The 3327-nt window shown below is 48.3% G+C and carries 4 protein-coding genes; 1 reads left to right on the top strand and 3 read right to left on the bottom strand.

Going from position 1 to position 3327, the window contains the following annotated elements:
- Positions 1-232: 232 nt before the first annotated feature.
- The 3 genes from nusA to RMO79_RS09890 all read right to left on the bottom strand — a co-directional run bounded on the left by nusA (position 233) and on the right by RMO79_RS09890 (position 2288).
- Complete coding sequence (gene nusA, locus RMO79_RS09900; RefSeq protein ID WP_310482971.1) at positions 233-1546, bottom strand: transcription termination factor NusA; 1314 nt, start codon at positions 1544-1546, stop codon at positions 233-235.
- A 92-nt stretch (positions 1547-1638) separates the two neighbouring features.
- Positions 1639-2106, bottom strand: a complete 468-nt coding sequence (rimP, locus tag RMO79_RS09895) for a ribosome maturation factor RimP (RefSeq protein WP_310482969.1) — start codon at positions 2104-2106, stop codon at positions 1639-1641.
- Positions 2107-2120: 14 nt separating this feature from the next.
- Positions 2121-2288 (bottom strand): hypothetical protein, encoded by a 168-nt coding sequence (locus RMO79_RS09890; protein WP_310482968.1) that lies wholly within the window; start codon positions 2286-2288, stop codon positions 2121-2123.
- Positions 2289-2525: 237 nt separating this feature from the next.
- On the opposite strand from RMO79_RS09890, the gene RMO79_RS09885 reads away from it, so the two are divergent.
- The gene (locus RMO79_RS09885; RefSeq protein ID WP_310482967.1) at positions 2526-3164 is read left to right on the top strand and encodes a histidine phosphatase family protein; all 639 of its coding nucleotides are present in this window, start codon (positions 2526-2528) and stop codon (positions 3162-3164) included.
- Positions 3165-3327 lie beyond the last annotated feature (163 nt).

Genomic DNA, 3327 nt, shown 5'->3' with positions numbered 1-3327 from the left:
CGCTTGGCGTGGTCACGATTTGTTGTCCGCTATCTTGTCGCACTGTGGGCGGGAAACCCGCCCACAGTGCGCCGCTTTTTGGGCATGTGTCAAACTCGGTTCTAACTCTGTGCTAGTACGAGTTTGACATCAAATCTTTCTCCCTTTGACAAACCTCGGTTTTTCTTAACTTGTCACGAATCAAACCCGACAGTGAAGCGCACCAAGCAGGGGCGGGAGCATGAGCCACTAATTAATAATTTTCATCCGCATAACCAGCATCTTGATAATCGGGTTGATAGCGAGATTGGTATTCCGAATCGGCTTGACGTTGAGATTCTACCTCAGCCATTGCCGCGACGGGATCGTATTTATTCGCATCCTTAATATCGATTTTCCAACCAGTCAATCGGGCTGCCAATCGAACATTCTGCCCTTCTTTACCGATTGCCAAACTCAACTGATCTTCAGGTACTAATACATGTGCTTGACGACCATCGGGATTGACCAATCGCACCTCATTGATGCGGGCGGGACTTAGCGCATTGGAGATATATGTAGACGGGTCGGGCGACCACCGAATTACATCGATTTTCTCGCCTTGCAATTCATTGACCACTACTTGAATCCGCGATCCTCTGGCTCCGATACACGCGCCTACGGGGTCTACGTCGCCTTCTAAGGTGTCTACAGCGATTTTAGTACGGGGGCCGACATGCCGCGATGGCGGGCTGGCTTCGCGCGCCACAGCGACGATTCTGACGAGTTCTTCTTCAATTTCGGGGACTTCGTTGGCAAATAGTTCGACGACTAATCCTGCTGCACCGCGAGAGACGAGCAGTTGGGGGCCGCGTTGCGATCCTTCGCGGACTTTTTTGAGGAAGACTTTAAAGGTACGCCCGATCCGGTAATTATCGTTGGGTAGTTGCTCTTTTTGGGGCAATTCGGCTTCGACATCGGGCTGTCCGATGCTGCTGTTGACTGATAAAATCACCGATTGACGCTCGAATCTAAGGACTTTACCCATCAGAGATGTGCCCTCAAATTGCTCGAACTCTTCTTGAATGATTTTGCGTTGCTGATCTCGCAATTTTTGGGCGAGGACTTGTTTGGCTTGAATTGCTGCCATCCGACCGAAATCTTCGCGTTCGGGGGTGACATCGAGCACGACTGAATCGCCAATTTGAGTGGGCATCATTTCAGCAAGTTCCTCATCGGTCAGTTCTTCGGCAGATTCTTGTTGTAAAATGTTTTTGACTTCACTGAGCGAAATCTCTTTATCTTCATCGGTTACTTCTTCAACGATCGTTTTAGTAGCTACTACTTGAAAAGCTTCTTCATCTAAATTTAAAAAGACATCGAAGTTGTCAAAATGGTCTTCTTCAAACTGCATCTGGTCGAGATGCTGCGATCGCCGATAGCGTTCGTAGCCTTTGAGCAAAGCTTCTCGGAGTGCGGTTTGGACTGCCGAAGTCGGTAAATTACGATCGCGACTAATTTCCTCAATCATACTTCTGAGTTGAGGTAAACTAACGTTGCTATTTTTCGGTTGTTTAGATTTTGGCATATATTTTCGATCGGATGCGGAGTTGATGATTGAATCTGTCGATAACTAATGAAAGTATCGATCGTGACTGTCAGATAATAAAATTAAGTCAATTAACGTTCGAGGTTATCGTCTAGATAAACCTTCCCAACTGCCGTTCTGGGAATTTCGATCGTGCGTCCTTTTTGGCTGAGATAGATGGTGGTATCGTCCCGCCGAATGAGTTGTCCTTGCCATTCGGTTTTGCCATTGACAGGTTCGTTGGCGGTAATTGATACTGCAAAGCCGCCAAAAGCATTAAACTCCCGATCGGTAGTTAGTTCTCGACTAGTACCGGGACTAGAAACTTCTAATGCGTAGGCAAAGGGAATGACCTCCGCCGCATCTAGGGCCGCTTCTAGCGCGCGACTCATGCGTTCGCAATCTTGCAATCCCGTATCAGCAGTAGGATTGCGGATATCTACCCGCAGCGATGGCGGACGTTCGTGAGTGTGAAACATTACGGCAACCACTTCTAGCCCCAATTCCGTGGCGATTGGGGTAGCAAGATCGGTAATTTGGGGAATCAGCGGATGAGCCATACATGTAGCAAGGACTAGAAACTAGTGGCTAATGAGAGTATTGGTTGTAGATTGGTACTGACTAATTTCAATCTCGATTCATGCTCGACGCTTTCGATCGTGCTGATGAGTGATGTCATTGTCCGATCGGGTGAGGAGATGACTGCGATCGGATCGTGCGGATGAGTAGTAGCAAGCAACAAAAAAAGTGGGTTTCGACCCACTCCTGGTAATTTATTATTCCAAGAAGCATAAAGACAAGCTAAATTTTTAGCTTGCCCTCACCCTCTATACTAGCAGAGTTTTCGATCGAGAGTAAGATAGGAATTGAACCACCACACTTTAGAGTACGTGAATTTGGGTTCCGCTCGGCTGAGTCGGAACGGATAGCTTTGCTTGGGAATGTCAATTTTTTATCCATCTCACCACATCCTGACAATATGACTCTAAATCTTTACTTTCTCCGTCACGGACAAACAGCATCCAGTCGCGGTAACTTATTTTGCGGATCGATCGATCCGACGTTAACTACCGATGGCGAAGAAATGGCAAAGTTGTTCGCTGATGCCTATGCGACAACGCCCTGGGAAGCCATTTATTGCAGCCCGAAAGAACGCGCGATTCTGACAGCAGAACCATTGGCTGATGCGCTGAAAATGAAATTAGAACTGCGAGATGGATTGCAGGAGATTAATTATGGTGCCTGGGAAGGTAAAGATGTTGGGGCAGTCGATCGGGAGTATCATGATGACTATCTGCGGTGGCTGGCAGATCCGGGCTGGAATTCGCCCACGGGTGGCGAATCGGCAATGGCAATCGCCGCGCGCGCGTTAGCTGTAGTTGAAGAAATCAGCCAGCAGCACGCCACTGGTAATGTTTTGGTCGTTTCCCATAAAGCAACGATTCGGATCTTGTTGTGCAGCCTGCTGGGTATCGATGCGGGTCGATTTCGCTATCGCTTAGGGATGCCTGTCAGTAGTGTGAGTATCGTCGAATTTAGCAAGCATGGGCCGTTATTAAAGGTACTTGCAGATCGATCGCACTTAACTCAGCGACTGCGCGATTTACCAGGGACGTAGTATTTGGATCGGGGGGACTGGGAGACTGGGAGACTGGGAGACTGGGAGACTGGGAGTGTGGGGAACGAATTTCAGTCCATTTGACCGCTCTAACCCCGAATCAAAGCCATGCTTGGAATGTAGTACCACCCACTCCGATTCTAACTAACCAACCCTTACGCAG

Source organism: Chamaesiphon sp. VAR_48_metabat_403 (assembly GCF_031422475.1).
Lineage (GTDB): Bacteria > Cyanobacteriota > Cyanobacteriia > Cyanobacteriales > Chamaesiphonaceae > Chamaesiphon.
This window is presented reverse-complemented; position numbering and strand designations above follow the sequence as displayed.

Coding starts and splice junctions, on each gene's coding strand:
- nusA (WP_310482971.1), bottom strand. CDS start 1,546: ATGCCAAAATCTAAACAACCGAAAAATAGCAACGTTAGTTTACCTCAA.
- rimP (WP_310482969.1), bottom strand. CDS start 2,106: ATGGCTCATCCGCTGATTCCCCAAATTACCGATCTTGCTACCCCAATC.
- RMO79_RS09885 (WP_310482967.1), top strand. CDS start 2,526: ATGACTCTAAATCTTTACTTTCTCCGTCACGGACAAACAGCATCCAGT.